The 18,958-nt window shown below is 69.6% G+C and carries 17 protein-coding genes; 6 read left to right on the forward strand and 11 right to left on the reverse strand.

What is annotated here, in order from left to right; all coding sequences use genetic code 11:
• Positions 1-305 precede the first annotated feature (305 nt).
• Positions 306-1,541, forward strand: coding sequence for a trypsin-like serine peptidase (locus tag ACWFRJ_RS38070; protein WP_453541956.1), 1,236 nt, complete (start codon positions 306-308; stop codon positions 1,539-1,541).
• A gap of 193 nt (positions 1,542-1,734) precedes the next feature.
• Positions 1,735-2,955, forward strand: coding sequence for a trypsin-like serine peptidase (locus ACWFRJ_RS38075; RefSeq protein WP_453541959.1), 1,221 nt, complete (start codon positions 1,735-1,737; stop codon positions 2,953-2,955).
• A 119-nt stretch (positions 2,956-3,074) separates the two neighbouring features.
• Here ACWFRJ_RS38075 and hflX read toward each other — a convergent pair whose 3' ends face one another.
• The 6 genes from hflX to miaA all read right to left on the reverse strand — a co-directional run bounded on the left by hflX (position 3,075) and on the right by miaA (position 11,096).
• A complete protein-coding gene (gene hflX / locus ACWFRJ_RS38080) occupies positions 3,075-4,574 on the reverse strand; it encodes a GTPase HflX (protein WP_453541962.1) in 1,500 nt (499 codons plus the stop codon).
• Positions 4,575-4,745: 171 nt separating this feature from the next.
• Positions 4,746-6,233, reverse strand: coding sequence for a M1 family metallopeptidase (locus ACWFRJ_RS38085; RefSeq protein ID WP_453541965.1), 1,488 nt, complete (start codon positions 6,231-6,233; stop codon positions 4,746-4,748).
• Between the two features lie 111 nt (positions 6,234-6,344).
• A complete protein-coding gene (locus ACWFRJ_RS38090; protein ID WP_453541968.1) occupies positions 6,345-8,498 on the reverse strand; it encodes a RelA/SpoT family protein in 2,154 nt (717 codons plus the stop codon).
• 142 nt (positions 8,499-8,640) lie between these two features.
• Positions 8,641-9,519 (reverse strand): diaminopimelate epimerase, encoded by an 879-nt coding sequence (gene dapF, locus ACWFRJ_RS38095; protein WP_453541971.1) that lies wholly within the window; start codon positions 9,517-9,519, stop codon positions 8,641-8,643.
• A gap of 75 nt (positions 9,520-9,594) precedes the next feature.
• Complete coding sequence (locus ACWFRJ_RS38100) at positions 9,595-10,056, reverse strand: hypothetical protein (RefSeq protein WP_453541974.1); 462 nt, start codon at positions 10,054-10,056, stop codon at positions 9,595-9,597.
• A 101-nt stretch (positions 10,057-10,157) separates the two neighbouring features.
• Positions 10,158-11,096: a tRNA (adenosine(37)-N6)-dimethylallyltransferase MiaA gene (gene miaA / locus ACWFRJ_RS38105; protein ID WP_453541977.1), complete on the reverse strand. Its 939-nt coding sequence runs from the start codon at positions 11,094-11,096 to the stop codon at positions 10,158-10,160.
• Positions 11,097-11,279: 183 nt separating this feature from the next.
• Here miaA and ACWFRJ_RS38110 point away from each other — a divergent pair, with 183 nt between their 5' ends.
• Both ACWFRJ_RS38110 and ACWFRJ_RS38115 read left to right on the forward strand, forming a co-directional pair.
• A complete protein-coding gene (locus ACWFRJ_RS38110; RefSeq protein ID WP_453541980.1) occupies positions 11,280-11,618 on the forward strand; it encodes a hypothetical protein in 339 nt (112 codons plus the stop codon).
• 25 nt (positions 11,619-11,643) lie between these two features.
• The gene (locus tag ACWFRJ_RS38115; protein ID WP_453541983.1) at positions 11,644-11,913 is read left to right on the forward strand and encodes an antitoxin; all 270 of its coding nucleotides are present in this window, start codon (positions 11,644-11,646) and stop codon (positions 11,911-11,913) included.
• 120 nt (positions 11,914-12,033) lie between these two features.
• Here the strand turns inward: ACWFRJ_RS38115 and ACWFRJ_RS38120 are convergent, their stop codons facing one another.
• The 3 genes from ACWFRJ_RS38120 to miaB are packed head-to-tail and all read right to left on the reverse strand — an operon-like array spanning position 12,034 to position 14,639.
• On the reverse strand, positions 12,034-12,771 hold the full coding sequence (locus ACWFRJ_RS38120) for a class III extradiol dioxygenase subunit B-like domain-containing protein (RefSeq protein WP_453541986.1): 738 nt from the start codon (positions 12,769-12,771) through the stop codon (positions 12,034-12,036).
• A 28-nt stretch (positions 12,772-12,799) separates the two neighbouring features.
• A complete protein-coding gene (locus tag ACWFRJ_RS38125; protein WP_383270683.1) occupies positions 12,800-13,084 on the reverse strand; it encodes a hypothetical protein in 285 nt (94 codons plus the stop codon).
• A 34-nt stretch (positions 13,085-13,118) separates the two neighbouring features.
• Complete coding sequence (gene miaB / locus ACWFRJ_RS38130; RefSeq protein WP_453541989.1) at positions 13,119-14,639, reverse strand: tRNA (N6-isopentenyl adenosine(37)-C2)-methylthiotransferase MiaB; 1,521 nt, start codon at positions 14,637-14,639, stop codon at positions 13,119-13,121.
• A gap of 86 nt (positions 14,640-14,725) precedes the next feature.
• Here miaB and ACWFRJ_RS38135 point away from each other — a divergent pair, with 86 nt between their 5' ends.
• Positions 14,726-15,721 carry a TAXI family TRAP transporter solute-binding subunit gene (locus tag ACWFRJ_RS38135; protein WP_453541992.1) on the forward strand — a complete coding sequence of 332 codons (996 nt, stop codon included), beginning with the start codon at positions 14,726-14,728 and terminating at the stop codon, positions 15,719-15,721.
• 18 nt (positions 15,722-15,739) lie between these two features.
• On the opposite strand, the gene ACWFRJ_RS38140 is transcribed toward ACWFRJ_RS38135, so the two are convergent.
• Positions 15,740-17,155 carry a sensor histidine kinase gene (locus ACWFRJ_RS38140; protein ID WP_453541995.1) on the reverse strand — a complete coding sequence of 472 codons (1,416 nt, stop codon included), beginning with the start codon at positions 17,153-17,155 and terminating at the stop codon, positions 15,740-15,742.
• A gap of 16 nt (positions 17,156-17,171) precedes the next feature.
• Positions 17,172-17,861 (reverse strand): response regulator transcription factor, encoded by a 690-nt coding sequence (locus ACWFRJ_RS38145; protein ID WP_453541998.1) that lies wholly within the window; start codon positions 17,859-17,861, stop codon positions 17,172-17,174.
• A 287-nt stretch (positions 17,862-18,148) separates the two neighbouring features.
• On the opposite strand from ACWFRJ_RS38145, the gene ACWFRJ_RS38150 reads away from it, so the two are divergent.
• Complete coding sequence (locus ACWFRJ_RS38150) at positions 18,149-18,928, forward strand: amino acid ABC transporter ATP-binding protein (RefSeq protein WP_453542001.1); 780 nt, start codon at positions 18,149-18,151, stop codon at positions 18,926-18,928.
• The last annotated feature ends 30 nt before the right edge of the window (positions 18,929-18,958 follow it).

Genomic DNA, 18,958 nt, shown 5'->3' on the forward strand with positions numbered 1-18,958 from the left:
TCGATCGCTTTCCACTCGATCTGGGCCGGTGCGCCGACGAGTTGGCAGGGGAGATGAACACAGGCCGCCACTCCCCCGTACGTACCAACGACGGGGGCTGCGGAGGAACACGGGTAATCGGAAGATCCTTGCCGTGACGGAACCGTTGCCGTTCCGTCGGCTGTCCCCTACGGCACCGGCATAGTGTGGGGTGCCGTTCATCCGCTGCAGGGTGCGCAGCGCCACGCAAGTGCGGTGCTCAACGCGCCGCGCGGCACCGGGTGTCCGGTATGCGAACGTTCTCGAAGCCCAGGGGGAATCTCTCTATGCGACCCATACGCCCGCTCAAGTCCACTCCTCGTGGGAGGAGCGCGCGCGGCAGAACCTCCCCCGTGGCGGCCGCTGTCGCCATCGGCGCGGCGCTCGTTCTGACCGCGACGGCCTGTGGCCCCAGCGAGGACAACGCGGGTGACGAGTCGTCCGCGTCCCAGCCCGCCGGCGACGGCAACGACGACGGCAAGGTCAAGATTCCGCAGGACATCCAGGACCGGCTCAAGGAGCACGGCATCGACCTGGACAAGTGGAAGAACGGGGCCTGGAAGAACTGGAACAAGGACGACTGGCTCCGCGAGGCCGGTGACTACGTCAACCCGATCATCGACGGTCTGTGGGACAAGGACCGCATGCGGGACGCGGACAAGAACCCCGACCGCGGTGTCGAGGAGAACGACATCTCCGGCGACCAGGGCGTGACCGACCCGACGCCCGCGCCGGTGGAGGCAGCGGCCCTGAAGACGCCGTACGAGGCAAGCGCTCCCGCTTCGGGCAAGCTGTTCTTCGACTCGCCCGAAGGCTCGATGGTCTGCTCCGCGACCGTCGTCGAGGACCCGGCCCATCCGGGCAAGTCCAACATGGTGTGGACCGCGGGCCACTGCGTGCACGCCGGCGCCAAGGGCGGCTGGTACCGCAACATCGCCTTCGTGCCCTCGTACAACAACACCGGCAAGTCGGTCGACGAGCTGGAGAGCACCCCCAAGGAAGAAGTCGCTCCGCACGGCGTCTGGTGGGGCGACTGGGCGCAGACCTCCGACCAGTGGATCGAGAACGGTGGCCCGACGGGCGGCACGGGCGCTCCGTACGACTTCGCGGTCATCCACGTGACGCCCGAGAAGGGCAGCGAGGGCAAGTCGCTCGAGGAGCAGGTCGGTTCGGCGCTCCCGGTGGACTTCAACGCCAAGGCAGTGCCCCAGATCGCCGACATGACGGCGACCGGCTACCCCGCCGCCCCGCCGTTCGACGGCCAGAAGGCGTTCCAGTGCGCCGACAAGCCGGGCCGTCTCTCGATCAGCAAGCCCGACCCGACGATGTACCGCATCGGCTGCACGATGACCGGTGGTTCGTCCGGCGGCGGCTGGGTCGCCGAGGGCTCGGACGGCAAGCCCGCCCTGGTGTCCAACACCTCCATCGGCCCGGTGACGGCAGGCTGGCTCGCCGGTCCCCGCCTCGGCAAGGAGGCCAAGGGCATCTACGGCGAGGTCAGCAAGAAGTTCGCCGACAAGTAGTCGGCCGATGACGGCCTGATGCAACGGAGGCGGGGTCGCCGGAAATCTTCACGACCCCGCCTCTGTTCGTCCCCAAACGCACAGGCATAGTGAGGTGTCGCGTCGGCGGGAACCTCTCGCAGCTTTCCCGCTCGCGCATGACACGTACATGGCAATCGCAGCATTAAGTGTTCAATACGGGGGTTACAGCACCATGCACTCCACTCGTGTGCCCTTGGCACGCAGCCGCGGGCGGCGTCTCGCACTCGCCGCCACCGGGCTCGCCGCGACTCTGGCACTCACCGCCACGGCCTGTGGTCCGAGCGACGACAAGGCCGGCGACAAGGCGGACTCCGGCTCCTCCCAGGGCGCGGACGCGGACCAGGGTTCCGACACCGGCTCCGACGCCAAGCTGCCCGCCGACCTCGCCGACAAGCTGAAGAAGCACGGCATCGACCCGGACAAGTGGAAGGACGGGGCCTGGAAGAACTGGAACAAGGACGACTGGCTCCGCGAGTCCAAGGACTTCGTCAACCCGGTCATCGAGGGCCTATGGAAGCCCGAGCGGATGAAGGACGCCAAGGACCCGAACAAGACGATCGCCGCGAAGGACGCCCCTTCCGACCAGGGCGCGACCGACCCCGAGCCGTCGCCGGTCCCGGCCAAGCGCGAGAAGACGCCGTACCACGAGAACGCCGCACCGGTCGGCAAGATCTTCTTCGACTCCCCCAAGGGCTCGATGGTCTGCTCCGGCACGGTCGTGAAGGACCCGCGCAACCCCGGCAAGTCCAACCTCGTGTGGACCGCGGGCCACTGCGTGCACGCCGGCGCCGAGGGCGGCTGGTACCGCAACATCACCTTCGTGCCCGCCTACAACGACCTGGGCAAGTCCGAGGCCGAGCTCAGCAGCGCCACCCAGCAGGAAGTCACCCCCTACGGCCAGTTCTGGGCCGACTGGGTCTCGACCTCCAACGAGTGGATCGACCAGGGCGCCGCTTCGGGCGGTGCGGGCGCTCCGTACGACTACGCCGTGATGCACGTGAAGCCGCAGCAGGGATCCAAGTCCCTCGAGGAGACCGTCGGGAACGCGCTGACCGTCGACTTCACGACCCCGTCGACGCAGAGCGTGAGCTCGATGGGCGCCTGGGGCTACCCCGCCGCTCCCCCGTACGACGGCCAGATCATGCACAAGTGCATCGACAAGCCCGGTCGTCTTTCGCTGACCTCCGCGCAGCCGACGATGTACCGCATCGGCTGCACCATGACCGGTGGTTCGTCCGGCGGCGGCTGGTTCCGGATGGTTGGCGGCAAGACGCAGCTGGTCTCGAACACCTCGATCGGCCCGGCCGAGAACACCTGGCTCGCCGGACCGCAGCTGGGCAAGGGTGCCGAGCAGGTCTACGACATGATGAGCGAGAAGTACGGCTCCAAGTAGCCGCACGGCGAGGACCAGCGGAAGTCCCCGTACCTCGCGACCCGCACCTGACACGGCGAAGGCCCGCCCCCTACGAGAGGGGGCGGGCCTTCGTCATGTGAACCCTGTCCGGCCCGCGTTCAGCCCGCGACAGGAACGTACGGCGTGAGGTCCGCCGCCAGTTCCTCGTGCACCCGCGCCTTGAGCAGCGTGCCATCGGCGGTGTGCTCCTCGGAGAGCACCTCGCCCTCGGCGTGCGCCCGCGCGATGAGCTGACCCTGCGTGTACGGCACGAGGGCCTCGATCTCGATCTCGGGCCGCGGCAGTTCGGTGTCGATCAGCGCGAGCAGCTCTTCGATGCCCGCGCCCGTGCGGGCGGAGACCGCGATGGCGTGCTTCTCGTTGCGCAGCAGCCGCTGGAGGACCAGCGGATCGGCCGCGTCCGCCTTGTTGACGATCACGATCTCGGGCACGTCGGTCGCGCCCACATCGCGGATCACCTCGCGCACGGCGGCAAGCTGCTCCTCCGGCACCGGGTGCGAACCGTCCACCACGTGCAGGATCAGGTCGGACTCGCCGACCTCTTCCATGGTGGAGCGGAACGCCTCGACGAGGTGGTGCGGCAGATGCCGTACGAACCCGACGGTGTCGGCCAGGGTGTAGATCCGGCCGCTCGGCGTCTCGGCCCGGCGCACGGTCGGGTCGAGGGTGGCGAACAGGGAGTTCTCCACCAGGACGCCCGCGCCCGTGAGGCGGTTGAGCAGGGAGGACTTGCCCGCGTTCGTGTATCCGGCGATCGCGACCGAGGGCACCTTGTTGCGCTTGCGCTCCTGGCGCTTGATCTCGCGGCCCGTCTTCATCTCCGCGATCTCCCGGCGCATCTTCGCCATCTTCTCGCGGATCCGACGACGGTCCGTCTCGATCTTGGTCTCACCGGGACCACGCGTCGCCATGCCGCCGCCACCGCTGGATCCGCCGCCGCCCATCTGACGGGAGAGCGACTGACCCCAGCCACGCAGGCGCGGGAGCATGTACTGCATCTGGGCAAGGGCGACCTGCGCCTTGCCCTCTCGGGACTTGGCGTGCTGGGCGAAGATGTCGAGGATCAGCGCGGTCCTGTCGACCACCTTGACCTTGACGACGTCTTCGAGGTGAATCAGCTGGCCAGGGCTCAGCTCACCGTCACAGACGACGGTGTCGGCCCCGGTCTCGACGACGATGTCACGCAGCTCCAGAGCCTTGCCGGATCCGATGTACGTCGCCGGGTCGGGCTTGTCGCGGCGCTGGATGACGCCGTCGAGCACGAGCGCGCCCGCCGTCTCGGCGAGGGCTGCCAGCTCGGCGACCGAGTTCTCCGCGTCCTGCACCGTGCCCGAGGTCCATACGCCGACGAGCACCACTCGCTCCAGACGGAGCTGTCGGTACTCGACTTCGGTGACGTCTTCGAGCTCGGTGGAGAGGCCGGCGACACGGCGCAGGGCCGCGCGCTCGGAGCGGTCGAGCTGCTCGCCGTCCCGATCTCCGTCGTGTCCGTGGCTCCAGGCGACGTCCTCTTCCATCAGGGCATCGGCCCGAAGACCTTCGGGGTAGTTCTGCGCGAGGCTCTGCGCGTCCTGGGAAGGGGAAGAAGAGGAGGTCATTGGATCCTTAACGTCGATGGGACTCGTCATGGTGGTCAACGCTCCGGGCCGCCCCGAGATTCCCCGGGCCGACCGTTACCGGCCCTGAGATGACCCCGAAGGGTTTCCCCGGACCCGCAGTGGCGCCGACCTGAAGAATGGTTGCACGGAACGGCCCGTCTCGTCACGGGGTTATTTCCCTGCGGGAGCCGCCTTACGCCAGTCCGGGTGCCCCGGCATCGGCGGCGTCTTCGCGCCGTACAGCCAGGCCTCGAAGAACCCGCTCAGGTCACGCCCTGAGACCGATGAGGCGAGCCGCACGAAGTCCTCGGTCGTCGCGTTCCCGTCCCGGTGGGTCCGCACCCAGTCCCGCTCGATGCGCTCGAAGTCGCGGTGCCCGATCTCCTGCCGCAGCGCGTAGAGGACCAGCGCGCTGCCGTCGTAGACGACCGGGCGGAAGATGCTGATCTTCTGCCCCGGCTCGGGCCCCTTCGGCGCGGCCGGCGGTCCGCCCGCGGCACGCCAGCCGTCGGACTGGCGATAGGCCTCACGCATCCGCTTCTGGAGGGGCTTCTTCGCCTTCTCCTCGGCGAAGAGTGCCTCGTACCAGGTGGCGTGTCCTTCGTTGAGCCAGAGATCGGACCAGGAGCTCGGGCTCACGCTGTCGCCGAACCACTGGTGCGCCAGCTCATGCACCATGATCGAGTCCACGTACCACTCGGGGAACTCGGGCCGCTTGAACAGGTCGCTCTCGAAGAGCGAGAGGGTCTGCGTCTCGAGTTCGAAGCCGGTCTGCGCCTGCGCCATAAGGACCCCGTACGCCTCGAAGGGGTAGCGGCCGACCTTCCCCTCCATCCAGCCGATCTGGTCGGGCGTCTTCTTCAGCCAGCGCTCCAGCTTCGTGCGGTCCTTGGTGGGCACCACATCGCGTACGAGGAGGCCGTGCGGCCCGGAGCGCCGCACCACGGTGGAGCGGCCGATGGAGACCTGCGCGAGTTCCGTCGCCATGGGGTGGTGGGTGCGGAAGACCCGCGTCGTGGTGGACCCGGTGTGCGCCGTGGCGACGGGCAGACCGTTGGCGACGGCGGTGAGCCCCTTCGGAGTGGTGACGCGGAACGTGAACATCGCCTTGTCGGCGGGGTGGTCGTTGCTCGGGAAAACGCGGTGCGCGGCATCGGCCTGATTGGCCATGGCGAGCCCGTCGGAGGTGGGCACCCAGCCGCCCTCCTGGTCCTTGGCGGGCGCGGGGTCGCTGGTGTGCCGGACGGTGATCCGCATGTTCTCGCCCGGGCCGAGCGGCTGCGCGGGTGTGACGACCAGGTCCTCACCGGTGGATTCGAAGCGGGCGGGAGCGCCGTTGACCTCTACGGAGCGGACCTTGCCGTGGGCGAAGTCGAGGTTGATCCGCTCCAGCGGAGCACTCGTCCGCGCGTCGATCACCGTCGTGGCGTCGAGCGGCTTCTTGTTGTCGCCGCGGTACGTGAAGTCGATGTCGTACGACATGACGTCGTACCCGGGGTTTCCGAGGTGCGGGAAGAGCCGGTCGCCGATGCCGAGCGGCTTGGCCGGTGACGGCACACTCGCGGCGAGAAGCGTGGCGGAGGCGGCCGCGGCCAGGAGCGCGGTCGCGATGCGAAGAGTCTTCGGCCGCGAGGCCTTGACCCGGGGGGTGAGCAGCATGAACTACCGCTATCAGCGCGGGCCTTCCACACCGGTGTCGGCGCGCGACATGCCACTCGAACGAGTCGCCAGTAGGCGGCTGCGGCGACGATGACGCTCCGGAGCGCGCTGCTACGGAGTCGCCGCCGCCGGGTGCTGGGCGCGGCTGACGTCGTACACCCCGGGCACCGCACGCATCGCGCGCATCAGTCCCGGAAGGTGGTCCGCGTCCGGGAGTTGCAGCGTGTACGTGTGGCGTACGCGCTGCTGGCTGGGCGGCTCGACGGTCGCCGACATGACCTCGACGCCCTCCATGGCGATGGCCTCGGTGAGGTCGGCCATCAGATGCGCCCGCCCGAACGATTCAGCGATCAGCGTGACCCGGCACTCCGCGCTGTCCCCCCAGCGCACTCCGACCTCGGCGCGCCCCACTTCCTTCATGCGGGCGACCGCGGGGCACTCGACGCGGTGCACGGTGACGACGCCGCCGCGCACGGCGAAGGCGGTCACCTCGTCGGGCGGCACGGGCGTACAGCAGCCCGCGAGCCGTACGCTCGCGCCTTCCCTGTCCACGACGGCGTTCGCGGCGGCGGGTCGGGGGAAGTCGACGGCCTGCGGCGGGGGCGTGGGCTTCTCCGGGGTCGACGCGGCGGGCGCCGACGCGGGCGTGGGGTGGGTCGTGAGCCAGCGTCGGATGGCGATACGTGCGCCGGGCGTGCGCGCGTGGTCGAGCCACTCGCGGGACGGCCCGGACGCCGCGTCCTGCCCCATGAGCAGCTGGACCGTGTCGCCGTCCCGCAGGACCGTGCTCAGCGTCGCCAGACGGCCGTTGACACGTGCGCCGATGCAGGCGTGGGCGTCCTCGCCGTACTGGGCGTAGGCGGCGTCCACGCAGCTCGCCCCCGCGGGCAGTCCGAGCGTGCCGCCGTCGGGGCGGAAGACGGCGATCTCACGGTCCTGGGCGAGGTCTTCGCGGAGCGTGGACCAGAACGTGTCCGGGTCGGGGGCCGCTTCCTGCCAGTCGAGCAGGCGGGAGAGCCAGCCGGGCCGGGTGGGGTCGGCGCGCTCGCCCTCGAAGGAGTCGTCGGGAGGGGTGTCGGATGCGGCATCGGACTGCTCCTCCGAAGGAGGAGCGTACGGATTGCGCAGGGCGACGACGCCGGCCTCGGCCACCTTGTGCATCTGGTGCGTACGGATGAGGACTTCGGCGACCTCTCCGTCCGGGCGGGCCACGGCCGTGTGCAGCGATTGGTAGAGGTTGAACTTCGGTACGGCGATGAAGTCCTTGAACTCCGAGACCACCGGCGTGAAGCACGTGTGGAGCTCCCCGAGGACGCCGTAACAGTCCGCGTCCTCGTTCACCAGGACCAGGAGCCGTCCGAAGTCCGCCGCGCGCATCTCGCCGCGCTTGCGGTGCACCCGGTGGACCGAGACGAAGTGCCGCGGCCTGATGAGGACTTCCGCCCCGATGCCCGCCTCGCGCAGCACCGCTCTGACGTCGTCGGCCGTCTTCTCCAGGGGGTCGCCGCCATCCCTGTCGTTGGCCGCCATCAGCTCCTGGACCTGGGAATACTCCTCCGGCATGAGGATCGCGAAGACGAGGTCCTCCAGCTCGGTCTTGAGCGCCTGCACGCCGAGGCGTTCGGCGAGCGGAATGAGGACGTCCCGCGTCACCTTGGCGATCCGCGCCTGCTTCTCGGGGCGCATGACGCCGAGCGTGCGCATGTTGTGCAGGCGGTCGGCCAGTTTGATCGACATGACGCGTACGTCGTTGCCGGTGGCCACGAGCATCTTGCGGAAGGTCTCCGGCTCGGCGGCCGCTCCGTAGTCGACCTTTTCCAGCTTCGTGACGCCGTCGACCAGATAACAGACGTCGTCGCCGAATTCCGTACGCACCTGATCGAGCGTCACGTCCGTGTCCTCGACGGTGTCGTGGAGCAGGGACGCGGTCAGGGTCGTGATCTCGGCGCCCAGTTGCGCCAGGATCAGCGTCACCGCGAGCGGATGTGTGATGTACGGCTCACCGCTCTTGCGCATCTGGCCGCGGTGGGAGGACTCCGCGAGCACCCACGCATGCCGCAACGGCTCCAGATCCGCGTCCGGGTAATGGGCGCGATGGGCTTCCGCCACATGGCCGATCGCGTCCGGCAACCGGTCCCGAGTGGCGGACCCCATCAGGGCCGCCCGGCCGAGCCTTCGCAGGTCAAGCCTAGGACGACCGCGCCTGCGCTGCGCTGCGGGCGTCACGGGCCCAGACATCGCAGGGTTTGTAGCCTCCGCACTCATGGGCACCTCCGGCTGCTCCGACCGGCGGTGAGCGGACGACGGCATGCTCCGTCCGGGCCGGTGCTTGATGCTACCGAGCCCATCACGCGCCGCTGACCGCCTCTCGCCGAGCGTGAAACGGATCACCCATTCGAGCGACAGTTCACGGGTTTACAGTTTCGAGCCATTCCGCGTCGATCTCGCCTTCGGCGACGATCACCGCGGGGCCCGTCATCTCGATCTCGCCGTCGGGCCGCTCGGTGATCACCAGGCTCCCACCAGGCAGATCGACGGTGTACGTGACCGGCGAACCGGTCGCCACGGGGTCCACCCCGTCCCTGCGGGCCGCCGCGACGGCGACGGCGCACGCGCCCGTGCCGCACGAGCGGGTCTCGCCCGCGCCGCGCTCGTGCACGCGCATCGCGACGTGACGCGGGCCACGGTCGACGACGAACTCGACGTTCACGCCGTCAGGGTAGGCCGAGGCGGGGCTGAATGGCGGCGGGTCGTACAGCGTCCCGGCGTGGGCCAGGTCGTCCACGAAGGCGACCGCGTGGGGATTGCCCATGTTCACGTTGCGCGCCGGCCAGTGGCGCTCGCCCACGGAGACGGTGACATCCCCTTCGGGGAAGACCGCCTTGCCCATTCCGACGGTGACGTCGCCTCCGGCCGCGGCCTTGGCGATGTGCACGGCCTTCACGCCGCCACGGGTCGCGACGGCCAGGTCACCCTCGCCCACCAGTCCGGCGCGCTGCAGATAGCGGGCGAAGACGCGCACGCCGTTGCCGCACATCTCGGCGATCGAACCGTCGCCGTTGCGGTAGTCCATGAACCACTCGGCCTCGGCGGCCAGGTGGCGCGCCTCGGGGTGTGCCGCGGAACGCACGACATGCAGCAGGCCGTCTCCCCCGATGCCCGCGCGCCGGTCGCACAGGGCGGCCACCGCGCTCGGGGGCAGCTCGACGGCGTTCTCGGGGTCCGGAACGATCACGAAGTCGTTCTCGGTCCCGTGCCCCTTGAGGAAGGCGATCCGCGTGCTCATTCCTCGATCGTACGGGGTGGCGACGACACTCGGTCCGTACGGTGCCCATCAGGGCCCTGAACTGGCAGGACGCCGTCAGCGAAGGCGTGCGACGCGCCACACCGCGAGGACGGCGACGGCCAGGAACACCAGGGCGTACGCGCCGACGATGCGCCAGTCCGGGCGGCTTCCGGAACCGCGCTCCGGCAGCCCCGGCCAGGTGTGGCCCACGCGGCGCGCGGCCATCATGCCCCAGCCTGCGGCGCAGGAACTGATCAGGAGCCCGAGCATGGCGACGACGGCTCCGCCGTCACCGAACTCGAAGGCCAGCGGGAAGGCGAACATCAGCGATCCCGCCGCGGCGAGGATGACGATCGGCGCGAGCTGCCAGATGCGCAGACGGCGCTGCGGGCGCAGTTCGACCTCGACCTCGGCCACGGCCATCTGGTCCGCGCCGGGACCGTCGTCGGTCACGCCGTCCGGTGCCCCGTCGGGGCCGTCCGGGGTCAGCTCGCCGCCACCATGTGCGGTGTCACGAGGGCCGGCCTCCATCGCCATCCGCCCTCCTGCTTCGGACTCCACTGGTCGATCGATGGTCGATGATGGCACGGCGCCGGGGGCCGGGATGACCGCCTGAGCGTCCCGATGCCATCACGTGATCAGGCTGTGACCGCTCGTTCGACCAACGCCAGTGCCCGTCCTGGGAGTTCCCCTCGATCGGTCATGGCGCCGCTGAGCCAGTGCACCCGGGGATCGCGGCGGAACCACGAGTCCTGACGGCGTGCGAAGCGCTTGGTCGCGCGCACGGTCTCCGCGCGCGCCTCGTCCTCGGTGCACTCCCCCGCGAGCGCCGCGAGCACCTGCTGGTACCCCAGAGCGCGCGACGCCGTACGCCCTTCGCGCAGTCCGACTGCCTCCAGAGCGCGCACCTCGTCGACAAGGCCCGCGTCCCACATGCGGTCCACGCGCGTGGCGATGCGTTCGTCGAGTTCGGGGCGGCCGACGTCGACACCGATCTGGACGGTGTCGTAGACGGATTCGTGTCCGGGGAGGTTGGCGGTGAAGGGCTTGCCGGTGATCTCGATGACCTCCAGGGCGCGGACGATCCGGCGGCCGTTGCTGGGGAGGATGGCCTGGGCCGCACCGGGGTCCGCGACGGCGAGACGGGCGTGGAGCGCGCCGGAGCCCCGGAGCTCGAGCTCCTCCTCCAGGCGGGCCCGGACCACGGGATCCGTACCGGGGAACTCCAGGTGGTCCACGGCGCCCCTGACGTAGAGCCCGGAGCCGCCGACCAGGATCGGCCAGCGCCCGTCGGCAAGGAGGCGGTCGATCTCGGCTCGCGCGAGCTTCTGGTACTCGGCGACGCTCGCCGCCTCCGTGACGTCCCAGATGTCGAGGAGGTGGTGCGGGACTCCGTCGCGCTCTTCGAGGGTCAGCTTGGCGGTCCCGATGTCCATCCCTCTGTAGAGCTGCATGGAGTCGGCGTTGACGACTTCGCCGCCGAGACGCTGGGCGAGGAAAACGCCCAGATCGGACTTTCCTGCCGCGGTCGGACCGACGACGGCGATGACCCGCGGTGCGGGAGCTGCTCTACTCACCGCCCCAGTCTCGCAAACGCCGCGGCCACTTCCCGAACGAGCTACGTGACGCCACGCGTCCGGGGTCGTTGCCTGTTGCGAGGTTCCGGCCGCCGGTTTTCGAGGACCGGCGACCCGGGCGGCGCAACAGGGCGCACCGGGCGGCGCGGGATTTCGCCCACACGAGTACCGTATGGAGTAGATATGGGCGTTTTTGCACGGTTCCGTAGGAAGTCCAAGGACACGGAAGAGGCGTCGACAACCGAGGCGGCGGCCGACACCCTGACGGCCGAGCCGGAAGCGGCCGGGGAGTCCCCCGAGCCCGAGACCGGCAAGGAAGAGGCCAAGGCCGAAGCCGCCGCCGAGGACGAGACCAAGGCCGACACGAAGGCCGACGCCGAGACCGAGGGCAAGACCGAGGACGAGGCGGAGAACACCGAAGAGGCTGAAGAGGCTGCCGCGGAGAACGTGGACATCCCCAAGCAGCAGTCCGCGGAGAAGGCCGCCGACAACGAAGAGGCCGACGAGGGCGCCCGCAAGTGACTCTCCCAGCGAGGGAAGGTAACCGATGGGCTTCCTGCAGAGCCTGAAAGACAAGCTCGCCCCGGCGAAGGACAAGGTCGCGGGCCTCGCGCAACAGCACGGGGACAAGATCGACCAAGGTCTCGACAAGGCCGCGAAGGCGGTCGACGACAAGACCAAGGGCAAGTACAGCGACAAGATCCAGGCGGGGACGGGCAAGGCGAAGGACGCCATGGACCGCCTCGCCGGGACGCCCGACGAGGGCAAGGGCCCGGGCGGCGACGCCGCCCCGCCGAAGCCCCCTCAGGCTCCCTGAACGACACCGGCGGACGGCCGTGGAGCGCCACAAGCTCCGCGGCCGTCGCCGTACGTCATGCGGCCTCGACCAGGCCGACGCGGTCAGACCACTGCGACCGTGCCGCTACGACACGAGCCGCTACGACCAGGTGGCCACCAGATACCCGACGCCGTACGGAGCGTCCTCGTAGAGCAGCTCGCCGCTCAGGCCCGCGCCATCGGCCGCGCCCGCGAGCACCTGCCACGGAGCCCGTCCCGCCGCCTTCAGTTCGTACGCCAGCTCCTCGTCGAGCGCCTTGAGTGCCTGGACGTCCGCCGCCCCCAGCGCACGAGCGATCTCCGCGTCGAACCCGGCCGCCCGCTCGTCGAGATACCCCGGCGCCTTCAGCGTGCGGCACGCGCTGGCGTCGCCCATCACCAGCAGAGCCACCCGGTCGCCCCGCGCCGCGATGTCCCCTCCGACCCGAATACACCGCTCGGCCGCCAGAGGTTCCCCCACCCCGAGCCCTTCCAGCGGGGCCGCCGACCACTCCGTGCGGTCGAGCAGCCAGGAGGCGACGGCAAGGGAGGTCGGAAGTTCGCGCTCCGCCGCAGCTTGCGGGGCGCCGTCCGTGCCGTCGTCGCCCGAACGCCCGAGGCGCACGTCGAGGTCCACGCCGAAACCGCGGAAGGAGCCACGGGCGCCCTGCGGATGGGGGCCACGCCCGCTCTCCTCGGCGGGGCCGACCACGACGAGCCGGTCGGGCCGCGAGGCCGCGAGCACCCCGATGGCGTCCGTGCACGCGGCACGCGCGGCGTCCAGTTCGGGGGCAGCGCCCGCGGCGACCTCGGGGACGAGCAGGGGCGGGCAGGGGCAGACGGCTGCGGCGACAAGCATGATCGGCAGCGTAACGCGCGCCCGCGCGCTAGTAGGCGATCGGGCCCGAGTCCCACTCCAGCTCGGAGATCGAGAAGCGGTAGGGGAAGGAGCCCCCGGACGAGCCGTCGCCGATCACCATCCAGCCGTCGGCCGTGCGGTAGCGCCGCATCCGTACGGGATAGCGCGGGTGCTTGGGGCGGTACAGGCGGACGAACTCCGCGAACCGCTCCACCGCCTCCTCATGGGTGCCGTCCACCGTGGCCATCAGCTCGAACAGATGCCACGCCCCCGGCCCCGGAGGGTTCTCCATCATCAGTGCCCAGCGCGCCATCGGCCTCTCCCCCGTCCCCCGTCGCTCGCCCCGGTCAGTCGCAGCCGCAACCGCTGCCCGCGGCCACCGGGAGCGGCTCGGGGGCGCCGATCTTCGGCAGTCCGAGCATCACGCCCGCGGGCTTGGCCGCCGCCTCGGTGTTGCGCTTCTCCCAGGCGTCACCCGCGCGCGTGGGGCGCACGTTCAGGACGGGGCCCTCGGCGAGCAGGTGGTGCGGCGCCGCGTAAGTGATCTCGACCGTCACGACGTCACCGGGGCGTACCTCGGTGTCCGGCTTGGTGAAGTGGACCAGGCGGCTGTCGGGGGCGCGTCCGGAGAGACGGTGGGTGGCGCCGTCCTTGCGGCCCTCGCCCTCGGCGACCATCAGCTCCAGGGTCCTGCCGACCTGCTTCTTGTTCTCGTTCCAGGAGATCTCCTCCTGGAGGGCGGAAAGACGCATGTAGCGCTCCTGCACGACCTCCTTGGGGATCTGCCCCTCCATGGTCGCCGCGGGCGTACCGGGGCGCTTGGAGTACTGGAAGGTGAAGGCGTTGGCGAAGCGGGCCTCACGGACCGCGTGCAGCGTCTGCTCGAAGTCCTCCTCGGTCTCTCCGGGGAAGCCGACGATGATGTCGGTGGAGATCGCCGCGTCGGGCATGGCGGCGCGGACCTTCTCGATGATGCCGAGGAAGCGGTCCTGGCGGTACGAGCGGCGCATCGCCTTGAGGATGGGGTCCGAGCCCGACTGGAGCGGCATGTGCAGCTGCGGCATCACGTTCAGGGTCTCGGCCATGGCGGCGATCACGTCGTCCGTGAAGTCGCGCGGGTGCGGTGACGTGAAGCGCACACGCTCCAGGCCCTCGATCTTCCCGCAGGCCCGAAGGAGCTTGCTGAAGGCCTCGCGGTCACCGATGTCCGAGCCGTACGCGTTCACGTTCTGGCCGAGCAGGGTGACCTCGGAGACGCCCTCACCGACGAGCGCCTCGATCTCGGCGAGGATGTCGCCGGTCCTGCGGTCCTTCTCCTTGCCGCGCAGGGCGGGCACGATGCAGAACGTGCAGGTGTTGTTGCAGCCCACGGAGATGGAGACCCAGGCCGCGTACGCGCTCTCGCGGCGCGTGGGCAGCGTCGAGGGGAACGCCTCGAGCGACTCGGCGATCTCGACCTGCGCCTCTTCCTGGACGCGGGCGCGCTCAAGGAGCACCGGCAGCTTGCCGATGTTGTGCGTCCCGAAGACGACGTCGACCCAGGGTGCCTTCTTGACGATGGTGTCGCGGTCCTTCTGGGCCAGGCAGCCGCCGACGGCGATCTGCATGCCGGGCCGCTTGGTCTTCATCGGCGCCAGACGGCCGAGATTGCCGTACAGCTTGTTGTCGGCGTTCTCCCGCACGGCGCACGTGTTGAAGACGACCACGTCGGCGTCGCCGTCCGAGCCCTCGGGCGCGCGTTCGTAGCCGGCGCCCTCGAGGAGACCGGAGAGGCGCTCCGAATCGTGGACGTTCATCTGGCACCCGTAGGTGCGTACCTCGTACGTTCCTTTGACGCCCACTGCCTGTCCCCGGTCTCCGCTGCTCATACGACAAGGGTAGGCGGTCGCCGAAGTGCCCCTGCCGGGAGCTGGGCCCTGGCCATCGCGGCGAGTGGCCTGGCAGGATCGCGCGCATGCTCAAGGCACCCCTCCACATCAGCAGGCGTCGCGCACTCCAGGGTGCGGCCGCTGCCCTCGTGGTCTTCGGACTCCTGATGTGGTGGCTCGTTCCGGTGGGCGACGACTCTCCGGAGGGCCGGATGACGTTCAGCACGGGCGTGAAGAACGCGGTGTACGAGCGGTACGGCAAGCTCCTGCGGACCGCGGTCTCCCATGACATGCCCAAGGTGGACGTGAAGCTGCTCAACAGCGAGGGCTCGCAGCAGAACGTCGAGCGGGTGGCCACGGGGAAGGCCGATTTCACCGTCGCGGCGGCCGACGCCGTCGCGAAGTACCGCCAGGAGGGGCGTGCGGGCGCGGAGCGGCTGCGGGGTTGCGCGCGGCTGTACGACGACTACGTCCAGCTCGTCGTCCGGCGTTCGTCGGACATCGGCAAGGCCCAGGACCTGCGGGGCAAGAAGGTGGCCGTGGGCCAGCCGCGCTCGGGCGTGCGCCTGATAGCGGACCGGGTGCTCAAGGCCGCCGGTCTCGATCCCGGCAAGGACCTCACGTCGGTGGACTCCGGTATCGACACGGCGCCCGAACTTCTGAAGAAGGGCGACATCGACGCCTTCTTCTGGTCGGGCGGACTGCCGACCCTCACCGTGGCCGAGCTCTCCGAGACGTTCGACGTCCGGCTCGTCCCGCTCGGCGACCTCGTGGACGCGCTGCACAAGCAGGGCGGGGCCTCCCGCTACTACCGGGCAGCGGTGATGCCCGCCGACGCCTATCCCGCCGTTCAGCAGAGCGAGGCCGTACCGACCCTGGCCGTGGCGAACCTCCTGGTCACCACGGACCGGGCGGACCCGAAGCTGACCGAGGGTCTGACGCGCACGGTGATCGACAGCCGCGACCACATCGGTGACAAGGTGCACGCGGCCCAGCTGGTCGACCTGCGCACGGCGCTCTACACGGACCCGCTCGCCCTGCACGAGGGCGCACGCCGCTACTACCAGTCGGTCAAGCCGTAGCCGTCAGGCCTGTGGCCGTCAGACCTTGGGACCGGGCTCGCCGCGCGGGACGGTGACGGTCACGCGCAGTCCGTGCGGCTCGTGCTGTTCGTAGGCGATCGAACCGCCGCCCGTGGTGAGCAGGGCCCGCGAGATGGACAGGCCGAGGCCCGAGCCCTGCACGTTCTGGTGGCGGTTGCTGCGCCAGAAGCGGTCGCCGATGCGGGCGAGCTCGTCCTCCGTGAGGCCGGGTCCGCCGTCGGTGATCACTACGGTCGTCAGCGCACCGCTCCAGGAGACCTCCACACGCACCTCCTCGTCCTCGGGCGTGAACTTGAGGGCGTTGTCGATCACCGCGTCCAGGGCGCTGGACAGGGCGACCGGGTCGGCCCAGCCGGTGGTCGCCGGGCAGGTGCCGAGCAGCCGCACCCCGCGCTCCTCGGCGAGCGGCCGCCAGGACCCGATCCGTTCGGCCGTGAGCGCACCGATGTCGGTGAGCTGGAGGTCGGCTGCCGCGTGCTCGGCGAGCGCGAGGCCGAGGAGATCGTCGAGGACCTGGGCGAGTCGCTTGCCCTCGGTGCGCACAGAGGCGATCTCCTCGTTCCCCTCGGGCAGTTCGAGGGCGAGCAGCTCGATGCGCAGCAGCAGGGCGGAGAGCGGGTTGCGCAGCTGGTGCGAGGCGTCGGCGACGAAGGCCCGCTGCTGCTCGAGGACGTCCTGGACGTTGTCGGCCATCTCGTTGAACGAGCGGGCGAGGCGCTGGAGTTCCGGGGGCCCGCCCGCGGCCGCCACCCTCGACTTCAGGCTCCCGGTCGCGATGTCGTGCGTGGTCGCGTCCAGGATCCGCACCGGACGCAGCACCCAGCCGGTGAGGCGCAGCGCGGCACCGACGGCCAGGAGCATGGCCGCCGACTCGCCCGCGCCGATGAGCAGCCACCCTTGGAGCGTCTTGGAGCGCATGCGCCCCGTAGGTGATTCGGTGACGACGACCGCGATGACGTCCCCGTCCCTGATCACCGGCGATGCGACGACGAGCCGGCCGTGCTGCCAGGGCCACACCTGCTGCGGATCGTGGCTTCCACGGGACCTGAGGGCCTCCTCGAAGGCCTCCCGCACCTCGGCCCCCCTGGGGGGCAGGAACCAGCTCCCGGGCGCGTGAGCCATGGGCTCACGGTCCCTGAAGAAGACACCCGCCTTGATCCCGTAGACCTCGTGGTAGTAGTCGAGTTCGGTCTGAAGGGTTTCGCGGCGTTCGTCTTTGTCCCTCAGGCGCGATCCCGTGGGACGTTTGGTGACGAACTGCGCGAGTGCCGCGAAGCGCGCCGTGTCGTCGATCCGGTCGACGACCACCTTCTGCTGCTGTGCCGCGGCCACGCTCACCGCGAGCGGGAAGCCCAGCGCGAGCAGCACTCCCGCCATGAGGACGATGAGCAGCGGGAGGAGGCGAGAGCGCACCTGACCTCGCTACGCGCTACGCGGCCGGGACGACGAGCCGATAGCCCACGCCCCGCACGGTCTCGATCAGGGCCGGCATGTGCAACTTGGAGCGCAGGGAAGCGACATGCACCTCAAGGGTGCGCCCCGTTCCCTCCCAGCTGGTGCGCCACACCTCGCTGATGATCTGCTCCCGGCGGAACACCACGCCGGGCCGCTGCGCGAGAAGCGCGAGCAGGTCGAACTCCTTGCGGGTCAGCTGGACCGTCGAACCGTCCACACTGACCTGCCGGGTGGGCAGTTCGATGCGTACGGAACCGAGGCGCAGTTCGCTGTCCGCGGGCTCCGCGGCGGCGCCGGACGGGGGGCGCCTGATGACCGCGTGGATGCGGGCGATCAGCTCCCCCGTGTCGTACGGCTTCACCACGTAGTCATCGGCCCCGAGGTTCAGACCGTGGATCCGCGAGCGTACGTCGGCACGTGCGGTCACCATGATCACGGGGATCGACTGGCGCTTGCGGATCTTTCCGCACACCTCGTAGCCGTCCTGATCGGGCAGCCCCAGATCGAGGAGCACGACTCCGAAGGGTGGCGTTTTGCCGGGAAGCAGGGCCTGCAGCGCTTCCTCTCCGCTGCGTGCGTGCACGACGTCGAAGCCGTGCCTGGCCAGGACCGCGGACAGGGCCGCCGCCACGTGATTGTCGTCCTCGACGAGGAGCAGTCTCATACGGGCCCCCTCCGGTTCATCGGTCGTTCCGTTCGCGCTCGCCGATGGCCGGTACGCGCGCGTGCACAGGCACCAACGCATCCACTCCGATAGGTAAGGACCGCGTCAAGAGGGTTCGGGTCACGGGCACGTTCCGTTACGCAGCCGGAACGTGCGGGGGCGTCCCGTTCACGCGGAGTGTCCGGTTGCGGCCGGATCGTTATGCTCAATTTCCCCTCAGATGTAATGACGCTGGTCGCACCGGGTTATTACTGTCCTCCCAACCGAGGAGGATGGAGCAACAAGCCGTGACCGAAGTATCGGTGACCAAGGACGCCATACCGTCTGGAGCGGACGACCTGGTCGTGCTGAAGAACGTCAACAAGCACTTCGGCGCTCTGCACGTCCTCCAGGACATCGACCTGACCATCACCCGCGGTGAGGTCGTCGTCGTGATCGGCCCCTCCGGGTCGGGCAAGTCGACATTGTGCCGCGCCATCAACCGCCTGGAGACGGTCGAGTCGGGAGACATCTCGATCGACGGCAAGCCGTTGCCCCAGGAGGGCAAGGAGCTCGCCCGCCTCCGTGCGGACGTGGGCATGGTCTTCCAGTCCTTCAACCTTTTCGCGCACAAGACCGTGCTCGAGAACGTGATGCTGGGCCAGATCAAGGTGCGCAAGACGTCCAAGGCGGAAGCAGAGACGAAGGCACGTGCCCTTCTGGACCGTGTGGGTGTCGCCACACAGGCCGACAAGTACCCCGCGCAGCTCTCCGGTGGCCAGCAGCAACGCGTAGCGATCGCACGCGCGTTGGCGATGGACCCCAAGGTGATGCTCTTCGACGAGCCCACGTCGGCGCTCGACCCGGAGATGATCAACGAGGTCCTGGAGGTCATGCAGCAGCTCGCACGCGACGGCATGACCATGGTCGTGGTCACCCACGAGATGGGCTTCGCACGATCGGCGGCCAACCGCGTCGTCTTCATGGCGGACGGCCGGATCGTCGAAGAGGCCGTACCGGACCAGTTCTTCAGCAACCCGCGCAGCGACCGGGCCAAGGACTTCCTGTCGAAGATCCTTAAACACTGAGGCTCCTACGTCGTCTCAACGTCAGTCGAA

The sequence above is a fragment of the Streptomyces sp. NPDC055239 genome, assembly GCF_053606205.1.

Excerpts from the sequence above, each read along its gene's own strand:
- ACWFRJ_RS38145 (WP_453541998.1), bottom strand. The coding sequence starts at position 17,861 with ATGAGACTGCTCCTCGTCGAGGACGACAATCACGTGGCGGCGGCCCTG.
- ACWFRJ_RS38125 (WP_383270683.1), bottom strand. The coding sequence starts at position 13,084 with ATGGCGCGCTGGGCACTGATGATGGAGAACCCTCCGGGGCCGGGGGCG.
- miaB (WP_453541989.1), bottom strand. The coding sequence starts at position 14,639 with ATGAGCAGCGGAGACCGGGGACAGGCAGTGGGCGTCAAAGGAACGTAC.
- ACWFRJ_RS38085 (WP_453541965.1), bottom strand. The coding sequence starts at position 6,233 with ATGCTGCTCACCCCCCGGGTCAAGGCCTCGCGGCCGAAGACTCTTCGC.
- ACWFRJ_RS38070 (WP_453541956.1), top strand. The coding sequence starts at position 306 with ATGCGACCCATACGCCCGCTCAAGTCCACTCCTCGTGGGAGGAGCGCG.
- hflX (WP_453541962.1), bottom strand. The coding sequence starts at position 4,574 with ATGACCTCCTCTTCTTCCCCTTCCCAGGACGCGCAGAGCCTCGCGCAG.
- ACWFRJ_RS38075 (WP_453541959.1), top strand. The coding sequence starts at position 1,735 with ATGCACTCCACTCGTGTGCCCTTGGCACGCAGCCGCGGGCGGCGTCTC.
- dapF (WP_453541971.1), bottom strand. The coding sequence starts at position 9,519 with ATGAGCACGCGGATCGCCTTCCTCAAGGGGCACGGGACCGAGAACGAC.
- ACWFRJ_RS38100 (WP_453541974.1), bottom strand. The coding sequence starts at position 10,056 with ATGGCGATGGAGGCCGGCCCTCGTGACACCGCACATGGTGGCGGCGAG.
- ACWFRJ_RS38110 (WP_453541980.1), top strand. The coding sequence starts at position 11,280 with ATGGGCGTTTTTGCACGGTTCCGTAGGAAGTCCAAGGACACGGAAGAG.
- ACWFRJ_RS38115 (WP_453541983.1), top strand. The coding sequence starts at position 11,644 with ATGGGCTTCCTGCAGAGCCTGAAAGACAAGCTCGCCCCGGCGAAGGAC.
- ACWFRJ_RS38090 (WP_453541968.1), bottom strand. The coding sequence starts at position 8,498 with ATGAGTGCGGAGGCTACAAACCCTGCGATGTCTGGGCCCGTGACGCCC.
- ACWFRJ_RS38120 (WP_453541986.1), bottom strand. The coding sequence starts at position 12,771 with ATGCTTGTCGCCGCAGCCGTCTGCCCCTGCCCGCCCCTGCTCGTCCCC.
- ACWFRJ_RS38135 (WP_453541992.1), top strand. The coding sequence starts at position 14,726 with ATGCTCAAGGCACCCCTCCACATCAGCAGGCGTCGCGCACTCCAGGGT.